This is a genomic window from Cecembia calidifontis, from assembly GCF_004216715.1.
Lineage (GTDB): Bacteria > Bacteroidota > Bacteroidia > Cytophagales > Cyclobacteriaceae > Cecembia_A > Cecembia_A calidifontis.
The window spans coordinates 263,913-282,216 of the sequence record NZ_SGXG01000001.1 but is presented as its reverse complement, the minus strand read 5'-3'; the positions used below and the strand labels follow the sequence as shown (position 1 = coordinate 282,216).

Genomic DNA, 18,304 nt, shown 5'->3' with positions numbered 1-18,304 from the left:
CATGGAAAAGAAAACATTATTTGATAAAATTTGGGATGCACACGTAGTCCGCTCTGTTCCCAGCGGTCCTGATGTCTTCTTTATCGACAAACATTTTATTCATGAAGTAACAAGTCCTGTTGCTTTCCTTAACCTGGAAAAAAGAGGTATAGGGGTGTTATATCCTGAACGGACCATCGCTACACCGGATCACAATGTTCCCACCGTGGATCAGGATAAGACCATCAAGGACAAATTGTCTCGTATGCAGGTTGAAAAGCTGAGGGAAAATTGTAAGAAATATGGCATTGAACTTCACGATTTGGGTTCTGCCCATCATGGAATCGTCCATGTAATCGGGCCGGAATTGGGGGTTACCCAACCAGGGATGACCATCGTCTGTGGAGACAGCCATACTTCTACCCATGGTGCTTTCGGAGCCATCGCTTTCGGTATCGGTACTTCTGAGGTTGAAATGGTTTTGGCTACCCAATGTATCATGCAATCAAAACCCAAAAAGATGCGGATTACGGTAGATGGGCAGTTGGGTAAAGGCGTGACATCCAAGGATATCATTCTCTATATCATCTCTAAGATTTCTGCTGCCGGTGCTACGGGTTATTTTGTGGAATATGCAGGTTCGGCAATCCGTAATCTCAGCATGGAGGCCCGTATGACCATTTGTAACATGAGTATTGAAATGGGTGCCAGAGGTGGGTTGATCGCCCCTGATGAAACTACCTTCAATTACCTCAAAGGCAGGCAGTATTCCCCAAAAGGTGCTGATTGGGATAAGGCAGTAGCCCATTGGAAAACGCTTAAAACCGATGAAGGTGCAGTTTTTGACAAGGAATACTATTTTGACGGCAATGATATTGAACCTATGATTACCTATGGCACCAATCCGGGAATGGGTATTAAAGTGAAAGACAGAATCCCAACCACAGAGGGGATGGAGGGTAGCAATAAAACCTCTTACCTGAAATCCTTGGATTATATGGGATTTGCTCCGGGTGAGCCGATCAAAGGCAAAAAAGTAGATTATGTTTTTGTAGGCAGCTGTACCAACGGTAGGATTGAGGATATCCGAGCTGTGGCCAATTTTGTCAAAGGCAAAAGGAAAGCCGATAACATTACGGCTTGGATAGTTCCAGGTTCCAGAGAAGTGGAAAAAATGGCCCATGAAGAAGGATTGGTCAAGATCCTGGAGGAAGCAGGGTTTGAACTGCGTCAACCAGGTTGTTCGGCTTGCCTTGCCATGAATGATGACAAGATTCCTGCCGGGAAATATGCGGTTTCCACTTCTAACAGGAATTTTGAAGGCCGTCAGGGACCCGGTGCCAGAACACTTTTGGCAAGCCCATTGACTGTAGCTGCGGTGGCTGTAACAGGGGAAATTACCGATCCTCGTGATATTTTCTAAAACATAAAAATGAATAAACAATGCCTTACGATAGATTTAATGTATTGAGGAGTACTGTGGTGCCACTGCCTACTGAGAATGTGGATACGGATCAGATCATTCCTGCCAGGTTCCTGAAAGCTACAGAAAGGGAAGGATTTGGTGATAACCTGTTCAGGGATTGGCGCTATGATGTGGAGGGCAATCCCAAAAAGGACTTTGTCCTGAACAATCCCACCTATACCGGAAAAATATTGGTAGCAGGTAAAAACTTTGGCTCGGGCTCCAGTAGGGAACATGCCGTTTGGGCCATTTATGATTATGGTTTCCGCTGTGTGGTGTCTTCCTTCTTTGCGGATATCTTCAAAAATAACTGTCTGAATATCGGTGTACTCCCCGTAACGGTGAGTCCCGGATTTTTGGATAAAATATTTGCAGCAGTGGAAGCCAATCCCCAGGCAGAAGTGGAAGTGGATCTGGACAAGCAGACCATTACTTTGATTCCTACAGGTGAATCAGAAACCTTTGATATCAATGCCTACAAAAAGGAAAATATGAAAAACGGCTTTGATGATATCGACTACTTATTGAACATCAAAGGAGAGATAGAGGAGTTTGCGGAGAGAAGGTAAGGGGGGCGGAAGTCGGAAGGAGGATGTCGGAAGTCGGAAGGAGGATGTCGGAAGTGGGATGTCGGAGGTTTTGAGCCATTAAGGAGTTAAGGGAATTAAGGGGTTCATTAAGAAGGGGGATTTAAGAGCCAAGGTAAAAGGAAAAAGAAAAAAGTCGGATTTCGGATAAAATGAGAATCAATGCCTTATTCCTAATGTCACTTCCTAATTAACTAATTACTAAACTTATCCCTAATAGCTATTGACCAATCACTAATAACTCATCACTTCTCACTCAACACTCCTCAATTAACACGCAACACCAAGTAATCAATCAATTAACATGGGTTATCAAAGGAAAATAGAAATCATGGATACAACCCTGAGGGATGGGGAACAGACCTCGGGCGTTTCCTTTCTGCCTTCTGAGAAGCTCCAGATCGCCAAGTGGCTGCTGGAGGAACTGAAGGTGGACAGGATTGAGGTAGCCTCTGCCAGGGTTTCTGAGGGCGAGATGGAAGGGGTAAAAAAGATTACCCAATGGGCCGCAGAAAAGGGATACCTGGACCGTGTAGAGGTACTTGGATTTGTGGATACCCCTGCTTCAGTGGACTGGATCACTGCTGCCGGTGGAAAGGTGCTGAACCTTTTGACAAAGGGTTCTTTGAACCATTTGGTACATCAGTTAAGGAAGACCAAGGAACAGCACTTTCAGGAAATCAAGGATTGCGTACACTATGCCCGATCCAAGGGACAGTCGGTCAATGTCTATCTTGAGGACTGGTCCAATGGCATGAGGAATTCCATGGATTATACCATGGATTTGATCGGCATGCTGGCAGAATTGAGGGTAAGAAGGATCATGTTGCCGGATACCCTGGGGCTACTGAATCCCAGAGAAGTTTCCCATTTTATCCGATTGATCACTTCTGAATTTCCGGATGTACATTTTGATTTTCATGCCCATAATGATTATGACCTTTCGGTGGCCAATGTACTGGAAGCCATTTACAATGGCGTTAGGGGAATACATACCACGGTCAATGGCCTCGGGGAAAGGGCAGGAAATGCACCTCTGGAGTCAGTTACTGCGGTGATCAAGGATTTTACCGATTTCAAACTGAATATCAGGGAAAATAAAATTTACCGGGTCAGCAAACTGGTAGAGCAGTTTTCAGGTCAGCATATTCCTGCCAACAAACCTGTGGTCGGAGAGAATGTATTTACGCAGACTGCAGGAATCCATGCGGATGGGGACAATAAAAAGAATCTTTACTTCAATGATCTTTTGCCGGAGCGCTTTGGCAGGCAACGAAAATACGCCTTGGGCAAAACTTCCGGTAAAGCCAATATTCTGAAAAACCTGCAGGAGTTGGGGATTTCCCTGGAGCCCGAAGAGTTGGCCAAGGTGACCCAAAGGATCATCGAATTGGGAGATAAAAAAGAACGGGTCACGACAGAAGACCTGCCTTACATTATTTCAGATGTCCTGCAGAACAATTCCATTACCCATAACATCTTCATTGAGGGCTATAACCTGAGCCATTCCATGGGGCTGAAACCTACTGTTCAGTTGAAAATGAACATTTATGGCCAAAGTTATGAGGAAGGCTCATCAGGAGACGGGCAATATGATGCCTTTATGAAGGCTTTGAGTAAAATATATAAATCTATCCATAAAGAATTGCCCAAACTGACCAATTACCATGTGACCATACCTCCCGGCGGAAAGACAGATGCCTTTGTGGAAACGGTGATCACCTGGGATTATGGCAGGATTTTCAAAACCAAAGGTCTGGACAGCGATCAGACCGTAGCCGCATTGAAGGCTACAGAAAAAATGCTGAATATCATTGAACAATTGGACAAAGGAAATGCAGGTCCTTTCAAAGGACAGGAAATCAATCCAGAAATAGAAAACACGACATTATATGGAAATGAACATCGCGCTGTTGCCGGGTGACGGCATCGGACCGGAGGTAATTGCACAGGCCGTAAAAGTGGTCAAAGCAGTAGGAAAGAAATTTGGACACACCATTCATTTTGAAGAGGCGCCCGTTGGGGCTACTGCCATCGATCTCACAGGAGACCCTTATCCCGACAGTACCCATGATGTCTGCCTGAGGGCAGATGCGGTGCTTTTTGGGGCTATCGGAGACCCTAAATACGACAATGATCCCAAAGCCAAGGTCAGGCCGGAGCAGGGCTTATTGAGGATGCGCCAAAAGTTAGGCTTATTTGCCAATGTCAGGCCGACTTTCACCTTTCCTTCATTGGTCCATAAATCCCCCCTTAAACTTGAAAGGGTAGAAGGCGTGGATTTTGTGTTTTTTAGGGAACTGACCGGTGGGGTTTATTTCGGAGAACCCAGGGGAAGAAATGAGCAGGGAACCAAAGCATTCGACACCAATGTGTATTCCAAGGAAGAGATCACGCGCTTGGCCAGGATGGGTTTTGAGGCGGCACAGAAGAGAAGGAAATTATTGACCTGTGTGGACAAGGCCAATGTGATGGCCACTTCCAGGTTGTGGAGGGAAACCGTACAGGAACTGGCACCTGAATATCCGGATGTGAAGGTAGAATATGAATTTGTGGACGCGGTGGCCATGCGTTTGATCCAATGGCCAAAGGCTTATGATGTATTGATTACGGAGAACCTTTTTGGGGATATTTTGACAGATGAGGCTTCGGTGATTTCCGGTTCCATGGGATTGATGCCTTCTGCTTCTTTGGGTACGGACAATAAATTGTTTGAGCCTATACATGGATCCTATCCACAGGCGGCAGGGAAAGACATTGCCAATCCTTTGGCGACAGTATTATCCGCGGCCATGATGTTTGATTATGCCTTTGGTCTGAAAGTTGAAGCCCAGGCCATCACCGATGTGGTGAACAAATCCTTGGCGGAAGGTGTGGTGACAGAGGACATTGCAGAAGGAGGAAAAGCCTACAAGACCTCCGAGGTGGGGGATTGGTTGTCGGAGAATGTCTGAGAAGTGGGGTTTCGAAAGGCGGATGTAGAAAAGATGATTTAGGAAGTTTTGAACCATTGAGGAATTAAGGGATTAAGGGGTTCATTAAGGATTTTGGATTTGGCGATTAATGAATAGGAAACCCGGATTTATCCGGGGTTCTTAATTTTTCCATATTTTTTCCATTGAAGAAAAATTAATAATGGGTACAGTTGATCGGTAACCAATCAATTTGTAATCGTGGCCATCAATCCTGTAGGGATTACCCATCGTTAGTCAATAAGCGATTATTTGTGGCCCGATAATCCCATCGGGATTACCCATCGGTAGCAAATTGACAATTGAATTCGCCCGTCAATCCTGTAGGGATTGCCTATTATTATAGGCCATCCCGCTGGGATGGTAGGGTTGATCGATGGGTTGTTTTTTGCTACCGACAGGTTGCGCCTCTGACACAATGCGGTAATAGCCAAAAAGGTGATAGGTTTGTGATGAATTGATAATAACCAAAAATGGGATTAGGTCAATTTCAAATCATGGTTGACAGATGGTTCATGAAGGCACCAATCCCGTTAGGGATTGCCTATCGGTAGCAAGATAACGTGTAATCGTGGAAATCAATCCCGTAGGGATTGCCCATTGTTAGGAGATTGACGTTTTGTTGTGGGGAATAATCCCGTTAGGGATTACCTATCGGTAGCAAGATAACGTGTATTCGTGGACATCGATACCACAGGGATTGCCCATTGTTAGGAGATTGACGTTTTGTTGTGGGGAATAATCCCGTTAGGGATTACCTATCGGTAGCAAGATAACGTGTATTCGTGGACATCGATACCACAGGGATTGCCCATTGTTAGGAGATTGACGTTTTGTTGTGGGGAATAATCCCGTTAGGGATTACCTATCGGTAGCAAAATAATGTGTAATCATGGAAATTAATCCCGTAGGGATTGCCGATCGTTAGCCAATGAATGGGTTGATATCTCCCATCAGTCCCATAGGGATTGCCCATCGGTAGCCAAAAAGCGATTATTTGTACCCAATAATCCCATCGGGATTACCCATTGTTAGCAGGAATTGCGGATAAATCAACCAACAATCCCGTAGGGATTGCCTATTTAAAAATCCCCATTTCTTAATTTCTCTGGATATAAATGGAAAAAATGATCTTTTACACCACTGGCTTGAATAAATATCTTTCCTCAAATGGGATTTGAAATTTGTCCAACATCTCTGTATACTCCTGCAAAAAGGTCTTTTTCTTATGATGTGCCTCCTGTAATTGAATATATTTAATCACCCTGCTGATATGGGACATGCTGTAAGAAAAAGCACCATATCCATCCTGCCATGAAAATTTTGATTTGATAAAACCGGAATCATTAATAAAGTTCATCGATCCGATTTTTGTTTCTTTCATCAAATCAGAAATTGATTGTGAAGGCCTAAGTCCAATTAGAATATGTACATGGTCAGAAACCCCATTGATGGCCAGTAATTTATGTTCTCTTTTTTGAATGATTCCTGTCATGTACCTGAAAAGATCATCTTTCCATTCAGGTCGGATTAAACAAGCTCTGTTTTTCACCGCAAAAACTACCTGAATATGAATTTGGGTAAATGTATTTGCCATAGTTTTTAAAAATTTAGGAAATGAATTTAAAAATGTAGATACATAAATAAAAGAAATTGAGTGAAGTTAATCGGATAAGTTAAATTTTACTGGCCGTCCCGCTGGGATGGTGGGGTTAATCGATCGGTTTTTTTACCAATAGGCCGTCCCTATGGGACGGTGGGGAATGATTAGCCCTTTATTTCTAACAACAGGCCATCCCGCTGGGATGGTGGGGAATAGATGGCCGTTTTTTTCTACCAATAGGCCGTCCCTACAGGACGGTGGGAAATAATTGGCCGTTTATTTCTAACAACAGGCCGTCCCGCTGGGATGGTGGGGTTCATTTGGGCGCTGGATTTGCTACCGACAGGTTGTGCCGCTGGCACTATTCGGTTATAGCCAAGAAGGGGAAAAGGTAGGCGATTAATGTTAACAGCAGCGTTGGAATTTGAGACAATAGCCATTATCGGGATGAATCCGGTTATTTAATTTGGGTTATGTTTTTATCAAAAGCAGGGCAAACATTACCGTAAGCGCCCAATCCCATAGGGATTGCCAATTGGTAGCAGATTAATGTGCAATCGAGTCCACCAATCCCAGAGGGATTGGCCATCGGTAGCCGAAGCGTTTTTTTCGGACATCAATCCCGTTAGGGATTACCCATCGGTAGCAAATTGACAATTGAATTCGCCCGTCAATCCTGTAGGGATTGCCTATTGAAATATGAAAGGTGTGTATAATATAGGCCATCCCTACAGGATGGTATTGTGGGTCGATCGGGATTTGGCTAGCAATAGGCCGTCCTTACAGGATGGTTGGGTCGATCGGGGGAATAGGCTGTCCCTATGGGATGGTGGGGAATAGATGGCCGTTTTTTTCTACCAATAGGCCGTCCCTACAGGACGGTGGGAAATAATTGGCCGTTTATTTCTAACAACAGGCCGTCCCGCTGGGACGGGGGGGCATTTGGGCGTTGGATTTGTTACCGATAGGTTTTGCCTCCGGCACAATTTGGTAATAGATAGGAAGCGTGAAAAAAGTAGCAAAATTATAATTTACGATAAGGGAAAGGTTCAAATCACAATTCTAAGACAAACAAAAACCCGGTAACTTAAGCTACCGGGGTTTGGTTTTTTATTGGTTAAATATTTCTATTAATCTTTACATTCTATAATTCTCTCAATATCTCCGTGAACGAAGTAGAAAGCTCTATCTGGAACACGGATTGTAGCAGTGTTTCCATTGATTGTTGCATTGTTTAGAGCACCAGAGAAACCACTAAATCTCGTAAATTGAGTATTAGATGCTATGACTTTAAGAGCACCGCTAACATCTGCAAATCTAATTCCTTCATTAAGGGTAACAGTTATGGTTCTCATGCCTCCCGCATCAGGATTAGAAATGGTAACTCTGCCTATTGTTGTCAAATTTCTGCCATAAACCAGATCAACTCCAGCTATTAATTGAGCTCTAGTATTCCATTGGAACCAGGTATTTGGACCTGTTGGGAATGCACTTCCTTTACCGGTTGCAGACTCACCTGTCCAGCATTCTTGAGGAGGACAAGGATTTAAGGTCAAGGTAACCACAGTCCTTGTTGCGCTTACGCATTCTGTGACGTCATTTACAGCTTCGGCATAGAAAGTCTTAGTCTGAATGCCGCCTACCGTCTTATCATAAGTCAAGGAAGGGTCTTCAACTACATTACCGCCTGTTGGGGCATTATACCATACGGTGCTGATTCCATCCGGAACATCTTTAACAGTTGCTGTAAGTGTATCATCACAGTCCCCTTCTTGATCTCCGCCGGATATCGGTGCATCGGGCAAAGCCCAGATTGTCAAAGTGGCGGCTCCTGACATTTCACTTGAACAACCGTTTACAAAGGCAGCATAATAGTCAATAGTTCCTACTTTATCCAATTTTGGATCGTTACCTGGAACTGGTACAAATTCTCCCTCATCATTTTTTGTGTACCATTGTAATGTATATCCCGCAGGAGCAGCATTAGATGTGGCTCTTAGTACCAATCCTTCTTCAAAACATGCTTCGTCACCTTCCACTACTGGTGCATCTGGTGCTTTCTCCAAGGTGTAACAAAAACGAAGGTTACTTAATCCAGCGGAACCTCCACTTGCATTTACTGGTGAAGCTAATCCCGAGTCACCTCTAACATCTCCCTCATAGAAATAAATATTGGCATCGTTAGAACCTTTAACAACCGCCGCAAGATATTTCACACAATACCCAGCAGGAACAACAATGCTCCAAGTGACAAAAGTGCCATCAGTGGTTGCTGTAATGACTGCGCCATCTGATCCTGTGTAGGTTGCCTTATTTTGAGGAAATGGTGTGTCAATTTGGCCAAATGAAGTGCCAAAACCAGAAATGCCGTAGGCAGTAGCTACTTCTGCACAGGTTCTATTGCCACCTGGATTTTCACCAGGGATGATATAAGGCGTAATACCACCATTGGACTTTGGTGTAGAAGCAGTTCCTGTTAAAGGAACCCTCGCATTCTCCATTCCATTACCGAAAGGACTCAATCTAAAAAGTTCTTCACTTTTACCGTCTAATTTTGTGCTATCTGGCTCTAGGCCATCCATTTGATTACATGCTGTAAAGAAAAATGCAGCAAGTGCAAAGGCCCAAACCCAGTTCAGGTTCCTTGCAAAATTTTGTGTTCTCATTGGGTTAAGTTTAAATTTCAATTAATGTACATAAAAGTTAATGAAAAGCAAAAAAAAGCATATAACATGCAAAAAAAGTACTTTTAAATAAACAATACTTATTTAAAAAAAATTGATTTTCTTTTGCATCGATAGAGTTAATTGTCAGAATACCAATAAATTGTAGTTTTTTTTTGATTTTACCCAGACAAAAATAATGATGAAAATCAGTTATTTTTTATCATAATTATTTTTTATGATTTATATAAAAATTTGTTTTATTGGGTTTTTTCAAAAAAAATAATATCCATTTCTAATTTATATGGGCAATTTCGAAACATTAAAGCGCTTATCTATTGGATTGCCGATCTTGGCTGGGATTGGAAATTTATAAAACAGCTGTTAATAAATTGTCTTCAAAAATATTTACTCGATTTTTGCCATATGCAATCAAAACCCTATACTTATCTCTTTTACCTACAGTACCTGGGACCCCGCTATGCGGGTTGGCAGCAACAAAAGGGCGTCAAGACGGTTCAGGGAACCATGGAAAGGGGTATCCGTTATGTCCTGGGGCATGAAGATTTTACTGTATTGGGTGCAAGCCGCACAGATTCAGGGGTATCCTGTGAAAGGGGAGCTTTCCAGCTTTTTTTGAGAAGCCCTTTGGAGCAATCAGACTTTTTAGACAAAGTCAATGAAAATCTTCCCGCTGATATCCGTATCCTTTCCTTTCAACAGGTCCCCAAGTCTTTCAATATCATCCAGGACATTGCCTGGAAGGAATACCATTACCACATGGCTTTTGGAGAAAAATTCCATCCTTTCGCTTCGGCCAATCTGGGCTATTTCCCCGGTAATCCTGATCTTGAAAACATGCAGAAAGCAGCCAGGCTTTTTACAGGTCAGCATGATTTTAGAAATTTTTGTTCTATTGATAAGGTGACGGACAATTACCGAAGGGATATCCTGGTATCAGAAATCATTCCGCACCCCTTGGCGGGCCAAGCCCTGATTCCGGAAAATGCCCTGATCTATAAAGTCAGAGGAAATGGTTTTTTGCGCTACCAGGTCAGGATGATGGTGTCGGCACTGGTGGAGGTAGGGATAGGGAGGCTAAGTATTGAGGCTCTCTCTCAGGCCTTACTGTCTGAGGATAAGGGTCCAATTGTCAGGCATGCTCCCGCCAATGGATTGCTGCTATTTGACCTAAGCTTTAAAAGCCTATAAAAATACCATGCTGAAAATACCGGCAAACATCAGCACTTTGTTGAGCAGGCTGAGCTGGCTGAAGTGCTTTTTCCTGTCGGCAAGATAAATCTTGTACATAAATATGAGGAAGAGTATGCTCAGGATGCCAAAATAATAGTAGAGTTTGGGGTTGTTGATCTTGAAGGTCACCACCAGGATAGAGCAGACAAATACAAAAGCAATGGCAAAGATCACCCTTTTGGTATTTCTGAAACCCAGGACAATGGGAAGGGTTTTGCAGCCGTGCTTTCTGTCCCCATCCCGGTCTTCAATGTCTTTGATGATTTCCCGGATCAGGTTCATGAAAAAAGCAAATATGGCATAGGTCAATACCAGAAGTTCGGACTTTTGGTAATAGTAGCTTACCAGCCAAATAGAGGCCCCTGTCAATAAGGCCACGGTAAAATTCCCAACAAAGGGTAGTCTCTTTAACAAATTGCTGTATAACCATAACAGAAAGGCGGCAATAAAGATGATCAGGCCAATTCTTGGACTGATCATCCATCCCAGGGCTATGGCGGCAAAGTTCAGTAAAGAATGGTAAAACAAGGCCACCCGTCTTTTCATGGTCCTGCCGATGATGACTTCATCGGGCTTGTTGACATAATCGATTTTGACATCATAGTAGTCATTGATCATGTAGCCTGCCGCAGCAATCATCAGGGTGGCCAGGATCAAAAGGTACAGCTTAAAATCCTGTTGCACGGGTAAACCCTGTCGATTGGTCTCTACCAGAAAAACTGCAGTCATGATCTGGGCAAAGGCAAGGATAAATAAATTTACGGGCCTGCTGATTTTCAGTAAGCTCCATAAATTGAAATGCTTAGCCATTGCCTTTACTTCCATGACGCAAAATTAGGATAAATACCTCTATGGATGGAACCTGAATTCCCAATTTCATGAATTTACGAGTTTTTTCATGAAGCCTTTGAAAATGGCTTATTCCGGTTTGTCTGCATAGACTCTAACGTAGTCTATTTCCATTCGTTGGGGCCAAATATCAGGAGCTACGCCCTGGGCACCACCCCAATTGCCGCCAACAGCGATATTGAAAATCAAATGGAAGGCATGGTCAAAAGGCCATTCTTCCCTGCCATTTCCGGTGTTTTCAAAGGTATGGTATTTTTCCCCGTTGAGGTAAAAATCAATTTTGTCTTCCTTCCAGTCGATGGCGTAGATATGGAAGTTTTCTGAACAATCCGCTACCATGACCTGAGCGCCTTTTTGCGTGCCTTTGGTATGGTTAAATGCTTCGGTATGTACCGTTCCATGGACGGTGCCCTGATCAAAGCCTACGTGTTCCATGATGTCAATTTCCCCGCTTTTTGGCCAGCCGCCGTATTTGTTTTCTTCCGGCAGCATCCACACCGCTGGCCATGTCCCCACGCCTTTGGGAAGCTTGGCTTTCACTTCTATATAGCCATATTGCCAGGATGCTTTGCCTCTGGTCAAGAGACGCGCGGAACTGTAACCTTTTTCATAGGTGCTGTCCTGATGGGCTTCAATGATGAGCAGCCCATTCTCCACCCGGGCATTCTTAGGGTCATTTTTTGTATAGTACTGGAGTTCATTGTTTCCCCAGCCATGGTCTCCTACATCATATACCCATTTGTTAGGATCGGGCAGCCCTTCATAGTCAAATTCATCGTGCCAGACGGTTTGGGTTTGTTCTTGCTTGGTCTGACAGGCAAAAACTATCAGCAGGGATAGGAGGAGGAGTGTTGTGTTTTTCATGGTTTGATTTTGAAGCTTAAAGATATGGCATGGGGAAGATAATGGTAAATCGGTAGCTTGTAAAGGTTTAAGTGAAGAATGGTATGGAGGGGATTTTTTTTGTCCAGGATTTTTTAATGACACAGAGATTCACGGAGGAGGCACAGAGATTCACGGAGGGAATTGGTTGGAATTTGAGGAAAAGAAATATCAGGAAAAAGAGGACTGGGTTTCAGAATATATTTTCAGGGCTAAAACTATGGTTTCTGAGCATCTGGCTCAAAAGTTTTTTTGTCCACGAATTTCACTGATTACACAAATAGGCTGGGTGATGTTTTAATGTCCACTTTTGGTCTTGTAAGAAAGCTTATGGGGTAAGATGAGAGCGAATTAAAGACTTCGTCTTAATGGCGGGACTGATAAGGCGGAGCCTGAATTTGTAAAAATTTATTGTCTTGATTTTCCGGGACCAGGGTAATGAATAGGAGAAGGTAATTGGTGGAAATTGGTGTAATTAGTGGACGATTATCTTCCAAGGGTTAAGCAGAGGGCGCAAAAGAGGGGATTTTTTTGTCAAAGAATTTTTTTAATGACACAGAGATTCACGGAGAAGGCACGGAGCTTCACAGAGGGAATGGGTTGGAATTTGGGGAAAGGAAAAATCAGGTAAAAGAGCACTGGGTTTTCACAATATATTTTCAGGGCTAAAACTATGGTTTCTGCGCATCTGGCTCAAAAGTTTTTTTCCACGAATTTCACTGATTACACGAACAGGTTGGGTGTTGTTTTAATATCTACTGTTGGGCTTGTAAGAATCCTTATGGCCCTGAATTGGAGCGAATGAAAGACTAGGTCTTAAGAGCGGGAAATATTAGGCGGAGCCTGAATTTGTAAAAATTTATTGTCTTGATTTTCCGGGACCAGGGTAATGAATAGGAGAAGTTAGTTGGTGGAAATTGGTGTAATTAGTGGGCAGTTTACTTCCTGTCGGTTATGGTAGGATTTTTTTTGGGGTGGGGGATTTAGCCGAAGATAACGCAATGGGGCCAGAGGGCACAATGTATTTTTGTCCAAGACTTTTTAATGACACAGAGATTCACAGAGGTTCAGGGAGATTCACAGAGGGGATGGGAATGGGTTGGAATTTGAGGAAAGGAAAAATCAGGAAAAAGAGGGCTGGTTTTCACAAAATATCCAATGGCTTAAAAAATGGCCTCAGACAAAGGATACAATAGCAAACGTAACGTTCGCGGCATTTTTGGCCGCGAGCGCTGCGTGAAATCTGTTTTAGTCCATCTGCCTCATAAGACAAAAAAATAAAATTATTTTTTTAGCACTTCTCTGGAAATCACTATTTTTTGTATTTCTGAGGTACCCTCCCCAATGGTACAAAGTTTGGCATCCCTGTAATATTTTTCCACCGGATAATCCTTGGTAAAGCCGTAACCCCCAAATATCTGTACCGCTTCATTAGCCACAGAAACGGCGACTTCTGAGGCATAATACTTGGCCTGGGCACCTTCAAGGGTGACTTTTTGGCCCCTATTTTTAAGGTCAGCAGCCTTGAAAGTCAATAACCTTGCAGCTTCTACCTGTGTCGCCATATCAGCCAATTTGAAGGCAATGCCCTGAAACCTGCTGATGGGCTGGTTGAACTGCTGTCTTTCTTTAGAATATTGGATGGATTCTTGCAAAGCCCCTTCCGCAATTCCCAAAGAGAGGGCGGCGATAGAAATCCTGCCCCCGTCGAGAATTTTCATGGACTGGATAAAACCTTCTCCCACTTCTCCCAAAACCTGGCTCTCATGCACCCGGCAGTCTTCAAAAATAAGTTCCGCAGTCTCGGATGCCCTCATCCCCAGCTTGTCCTCTTTTCTTCCTCCCCTGAATCCTGGGGTTCCCTTTTCGACAATGAATGCCGTCATGCCATGGGAATCTCCCACCTCTCCTGTCCGTGCAATTACCACGGCCACATCTCCCGAATAGCCATGGGTGATGAAGTTTTTGGCACCGTTGATAACATAATGGTCTCCATCTTTCACCGCGACCGTACGCATATTGCCTGCGTCAGAACCGGTATTGGGTTCGGTCAGTCCCCAAGCGCCCAAATATTCACAGGTAGCCAGTTTGGGAAGGTATTTTTGCTTTTGCTCCTCATTGCCAAACATCATGATGTGTCCGGTACAGAGGGAATTATGTGCCGCCATGGAAAGACCAATGGCGGGGTCCAACTTAGCCAGTTCGGCGATGGCCGTTACATATTCAAAATATCCGAAGCCGGAGCCTCCGTATTGCGTGGGAACCAAAACGCCCATAAGGCCGAGTTCTCCGAGTTTTTTAAACAAATCGAGCGGAAAATGCTGGTTATCATCCCATTCTTTTCGGAAGGGCGTTATCTCTTTGGCTCCAAAATCGCGTATCATCTGAGCAATCATTACCTGATTCTCATTGAGCTCAAAATTCATCATAATTAAGTTTATTTGGGTTTATTCCTTACCAAGATACTAACTTGTTGTTAAATGGAATGGTTTTGCCCGGTTAAACACTTTATGGATAGCCTTTTGCTCCTTTCCTCAGTTATTCAATAAAGGGGAGCCAAGGCTTCTGAATCCCAAATACAGAACCTTAAATTTCCAGGTTGTCCAAATTTTATTTGGTATAAAATTTTTCAAAAATTTTTGCAAAAGGTCTGGTTTCAGGATAAAAACACTTCTGTGAATTCAAATCTTTGCCCACTGAAAAGCCCTTTGTCGCTTAATTTGAGGTCAGGGATGACCAATAAAGCCATAAAGCTCAGGGTCATGAATGGGGATTGCAGGTTGGATCCCAGGTTTTTGGCGAATTGATCGATTTCTGTATAAGCTTTGGCTATCTCATAACCGTCTCCTGGGGACATGAGGCCCGCCACCGGCAAGGGCAGTACCTTTTCTCCATCTGGCCCCACTGCCGCTATTCCTCCCTTTTCGGCAATGAGTAAATTCACTGCCCTGCAAAGAGAGCTGTCATCTACGCCTACCGCTATGATATTGTGGGAGTCATGACCGACGGATGAGGCGATGGCTCCTTTTTTTAATCCAAAGTTTTTGATAAAGGCAATGGCGGGAGTTGCCTCTTGATAGCGGTTGACCACGGTAATCTTCAGGATGTCTTTATCAGGATTGGACTTAGCGAGCCCATCCTCTATCTGCACCTCTCCCCTGATTTCTGGAGTGATAAGTTGGCCATCTAGTGCTTCAATGACCCTGATAGATTTGCTTTTGGCGGGAAGATGGAAATCACTTTCTTTCTTGAGCCCTGTATTGAAATTATTGATGATTTCATTTTTGATAGAGGGAATAAGGGTATGGCCATTTTCGGCTACTTTTTCACCCTCTATAAACGTGGCCAAGACTTTAAATGACTTCAGGTCTTCCACCAGGATAAAGTCAGCAGGATCACTGACCCTTAACTGTCCTACTTCGAGGTGGTAATGTTCTATAGGTGTAATACATGCTGCTTTCAGTACATCGAAAAGGTTTTTTCCTTTGGCGATTGCCCGGGCTACGAGTTCATTGATATGTCCCAGGGCGAGGTTGTCAGGATGCTTGTCATCTGAACAGAACATGACCAGCTCAGGGTAAGTGTCAATGATGTCTATCAGTGCCTCAAAATTTTTGGCAGCACTTCCTTCTCGTATGGCTATTTTCATGCCCAGTTTGGCTTTGTCAAGGGCTTCTTCCAGGCTGAAGCATTCGTGGTCTGTGGTGATTCCGGCACTGGCATATTTGGCAGCGGTTTCTGCTCGGAGCCCGGGAGCATGGCCGTCCACGGGTTTCCCGTATTTTTGGGCGATATGGATTTTTTCCATGACCTCTGGGTCCCTGTTTACGGTTCCTGGCCAGTTCATCATTTCAGCGAGGTAAACAATCTCTTTTCTTTTTAGGAGTTCATTGATGTCATGGGCGTTTATCTCTGCACCGGCCGTTTCAAAAGGAGTGGCGGGCACACAGGAGGGGGCGCCAAAGTAGAATTTGAAAGGGACTTTATTGCCATTTTCCACCATGTAGTTGACCCCTTCCATCCCGCAGACATTGGCAATTTCATGGGGATCTGAGATGGAAGCTACTGTCCCATGGCATACTGCCAACCTGGCAAATTCTGAAGGTACCAGCATGGAGGACTCCACATGTACATGTGCATCAATGAATCCCGGAAGGATGAATGGTAAGCCTGGAACAGCATTTATTTTTCTGATGGATACGATTTTTTTCCTGTCCACTTCAATTTCTGCCGGAAAAATCACCTTGTTGTGGATGTCCACAAGTTGCCCTGTAAGCTTAAAATTGTCCATAAATGCCTAATGATTAAATTCTTGATTTTCAAATTTCAACGCAAAAATGAATTACCCTTACAAACAAAAGGAATACATTTCATTCTGTCTTATTTTAGATTTAAAACTACTATATTTGCGGCTATAATTAAAAAAAGCCTTGGGCTACTTTTATTTCATGCAGAAAATTGTGATTGCCATAGATGGTTATTCGGGGTGTGGAAAAAGTTCTACTGCCAAAGCAGTGGCGAAAATTTTGGGCTATACTTATATAGATTCCGGGGCCATGTACAGGGCTGCAACTTTGTATTTTCTTAAGCATCAAATTGATCTTTCCGATAAAGCAGCAGTCAATAAAGCATTAAAGCATATCCAGATTTCTTTCCAAACGGATAAGGCAAGCGGGCAGCAGGAAACCTACCTCAATGGTGAAAATGTGGAGCAGCAAATCCGGAGCATGGAGGTTTCCGATTTTGTCAGCGAAGTCAGTAAAATCAAGGAAGTCAGGAAGGAATTGGTTTCCCAACAGCAGCAACTTGGAAAAGCCAAAGGCGTGGTCATGGACGGCAGGGATATCGGTACGGTGGTTTTTCCCGATGCAGAGTTGAAGGTTTTCATGACTGCTGATCTGGAAATCAGGGCGAAGAGAAGACAAAAAGAGCTTATAGAAAAAGGTCAGGAGGTAACTTTAGAAGAAATCATCCGTAATCTTGCTGAAAGAGATAAAATTGACTCCACAAGGGCTGAAAGCCCCTTGGTCAGGGCCGAAGATGCGGTTGATGTGGATACAAGTTACCTTGATTTTGATGACCAGGTAAAAAAAATTGTCGAACTGGCCAACGAAAGGATAGGCCTATACAGTAAAGCATATGGAAGTAACCATTGATAAAAATTCCGGCTATTGTTTTGGGGTCGAGTTTGCCATCAAAATGGCAGAAGATGAGATGGAAGTATCCGACAGACTGTACTGTCTGGGGGATATTGTGCACAATGATATGGAGGTCAAGAGGTTGAGTGACAAGGGGCTGGTAGTGATCGACAGGGAGCAGCTTCAGGAACTGAGTGACTGTAAGGTCCTGATCCGGGCGCATGGAGAACCGCCTGAAACCTATAAACTTGCCATTGAAAACAATATTGAACTCATAGACGCTTCCTGTCCGGTGGTTTTGAAATTGCAGCACAGGGTCAAGACCGCCTTTGACAAAATGGAAAAGGAAGACGGACAGATAGTGATCTATGGAAAGAAAGGCCATGCAGAAGTGATCGGGCTTACCGGTCAGACGCTTGAGAAGGCCATCGTGGTCATGGAAGACAAAGACCTGGATAAAATCGATTATTCCCGTCCTGTTACCCTGTTCAGTCAGACAACAAAAAGCACCAAGGGATTTTATGAACTGAAATCCAAGATAGAAGAAAGGATTGTGGCAGAAAAAGGGGAGTTGAGTGAGGTGGATTTCAATGCCAATGATTCCATTTGCCGTCAGGTGTCCAACAGGGAGCCCCAATTGCAGCGTTTTTCCCAGGAAAATGACGTCATCATTTTTGTTTCCGGTAAGAAGAGTTCCAATGGAAAGGCCTTGTACCAGGTATGCAAAAGTGAAAATGAAAGAAGTTATTTCATAGAAAATGAAACCGAGATCGATCCTTCCTGGTTTAAACCAAATGACAAAGTAGGGATTTGCGGAGCCACCTCTACACCCATGTGGCTGATGGAGCAGGTCATGAACCATATCAATTCTTTGGAGCAGGGTCTGATGTTGGAAAATTCCTGAGATTACCA

The 18,304-nt window shown here is 43.7% G+C and carries 13 protein-coding genes; 7 read left to right on the top strand and 6 right to left on the bottom strand.

The annotated features are described in order from the left end of the window. Position 1: 1 nt before the first annotated feature. The 4 genes from leuC to leuB all read left to right on the top strand — a co-directional run bounded on the left by leuC (position 2) and on the right by leuB (position 4,985). Positions 2–1,402 (top strand): 3-isopropylmalate dehydratase large subunit, encoded by a 1,401-nt coding sequence (leuC, locus tag BC751_RS01235; protein WP_130273958.1) that lies wholly within the window; start codon positions 2–4, stop codon positions 1,400–1,402. A 20-nt stretch (positions 1,403–1,422) separates the two neighbouring features. Continuing rightward, a complete protein-coding gene (leuD, locus tag BC751_RS01230; RefSeq protein WP_130273957.1) occupies positions 1,423–2,013 on the top strand; it encodes a 3-isopropylmalate dehydratase small subunit in 591 nt (196 codons plus the stop codon). Positions 2,014–2,335: 322 nt separating this feature from the next. Next, complete coding sequence (locus tag BC751_RS01225; protein ID WP_130273956.1) at positions 2,336–3,955, top strand: alpha-isopropylmalate synthase regulatory domain-containing protein; 1,620 nt, start codon at positions 2,336–2,338, stop codon at positions 3,953–3,955. Beyond that, entirely contained in the window at positions 3,924–4,985 is a 1,062-nt protein-coding gene (gene leuB, locus BC751_RS01220) for a 3-isopropylmalate dehydrogenase (protein ID WP_130273955.1), read from the top strand. Before BC751_RS01225 ends, leuB begins: the two co-directional genes overlap by 32 nt. Before the next feature lie 1,153 nt (positions 4,986–6,138). On the opposite strand, the gene tnpA is transcribed toward leuB, so the two are convergent. Beyond that, positions 6,139–6,600, bottom strand: coding sequence for an IS200/IS605 family transposase (gene tnpA, locus BC751_RS01215; RefSeq protein ID WP_130273954.1), 462 nt, complete (start codon positions 6,598–6,600; stop codon positions 6,139–6,141). 1,136 nt (positions 6,601–7,736) lie between these two features. Beyond that, positions 7,737–9,272 (bottom strand): immunoglobulin domain-containing protein, encoded by a 1,536-nt coding sequence (locus tag BC751_RS01210; protein ID WP_130273953.1) that lies wholly within the window; start codon positions 9,270–9,272, stop codon positions 7,737–7,739. A gap of 423 nt (positions 9,273–9,695) precedes the next feature. On the opposite strand from BC751_RS01210, the gene truA reads away from it, so the two are divergent. Further along, positions 9,696–10,481, top strand: coding sequence for a tRNA pseudouridine(38-40) synthase TruA (gene truA, locus BC751_RS01205; protein ID WP_130273952.1), 786 nt, complete (start codon positions 9,696–9,698; stop codon positions 10,479–10,481). Here the strand turns inward: truA and BC751_RS01200 are convergent. The 4 genes from BC751_RS01200 to ade form a co-directional block, all read right to left on the bottom strand. Further along, positions 10,476–11,348 (bottom strand): geranylgeranylglycerol-phosphate geranylgeranyltransferase, encoded by an 873-nt coding sequence (locus tag BC751_RS01200; protein ID WP_130273951.1) that lies wholly within the window; start codon positions 11,346–11,348, stop codon positions 10,476–10,478. The two genes, truA and BC751_RS01200, sit on opposite strands and share 6 nt — an antisense overlap. A gap of 93 nt (positions 11,349–11,441) precedes the next feature. Next, a complete protein-coding gene (locus BC751_RS01195; RefSeq protein ID WP_130273950.1) occupies positions 11,442–12,236 on the bottom strand; it encodes a glycoside hydrolase family 16 protein in 795 nt (264 codons plus the stop codon). 1,301 nt (positions 12,237–13,537) lie between these two features. Continuing rightward, entirely contained in the window at positions 13,538–14,680 is a 1,143-nt protein-coding gene (locus BC751_RS01190; protein ID WP_130277457.1) for an acyl-CoA dehydrogenase family protein, read from the bottom strand. A 230-nt stretch (positions 14,681–14,910) separates the two neighbouring features. Continuing rightward, positions 14,911–16,545, bottom strand: a complete 1,635-nt coding sequence (gene ade / locus BC751_RS01185; RefSeq protein ID WP_130273949.1) for an adenine deaminase — start codon at positions 16,543–16,545, stop codon at positions 14,911–14,913. 157 nt (positions 16,546–16,702) lie between these two features. Between ade and cmk the strand changes: the two genes are divergently transcribed. Together cmk and BC751_RS01175 are read left to right on the top strand one after the other, a co-directional pair. Then, positions 16,703–17,410 carry a (d)CMP kinase gene (gene cmk / locus BC751_RS01180; protein WP_130273948.1) on the top strand — a complete coding sequence of 236 codons (708 nt, stop codon included), beginning with the start codon at positions 16,703–16,705 and terminating at the stop codon, positions 17,408–17,410. After that, on the top strand, positions 17,394–18,296 hold the full coding sequence (locus BC751_RS01175) for a 4-hydroxy-3-methylbut-2-enyl diphosphate reductase (RefSeq protein ID WP_130273947.1): 903 nt from the start codon (positions 17,394–17,396) through the stop codon (positions 18,294–18,296). The genes cmk and BC751_RS01175 overlap by 17 nt, the downstream gene beginning before the upstream one ends. Positions 18,297–18,304: the final 8 nt, after the last annotated feature.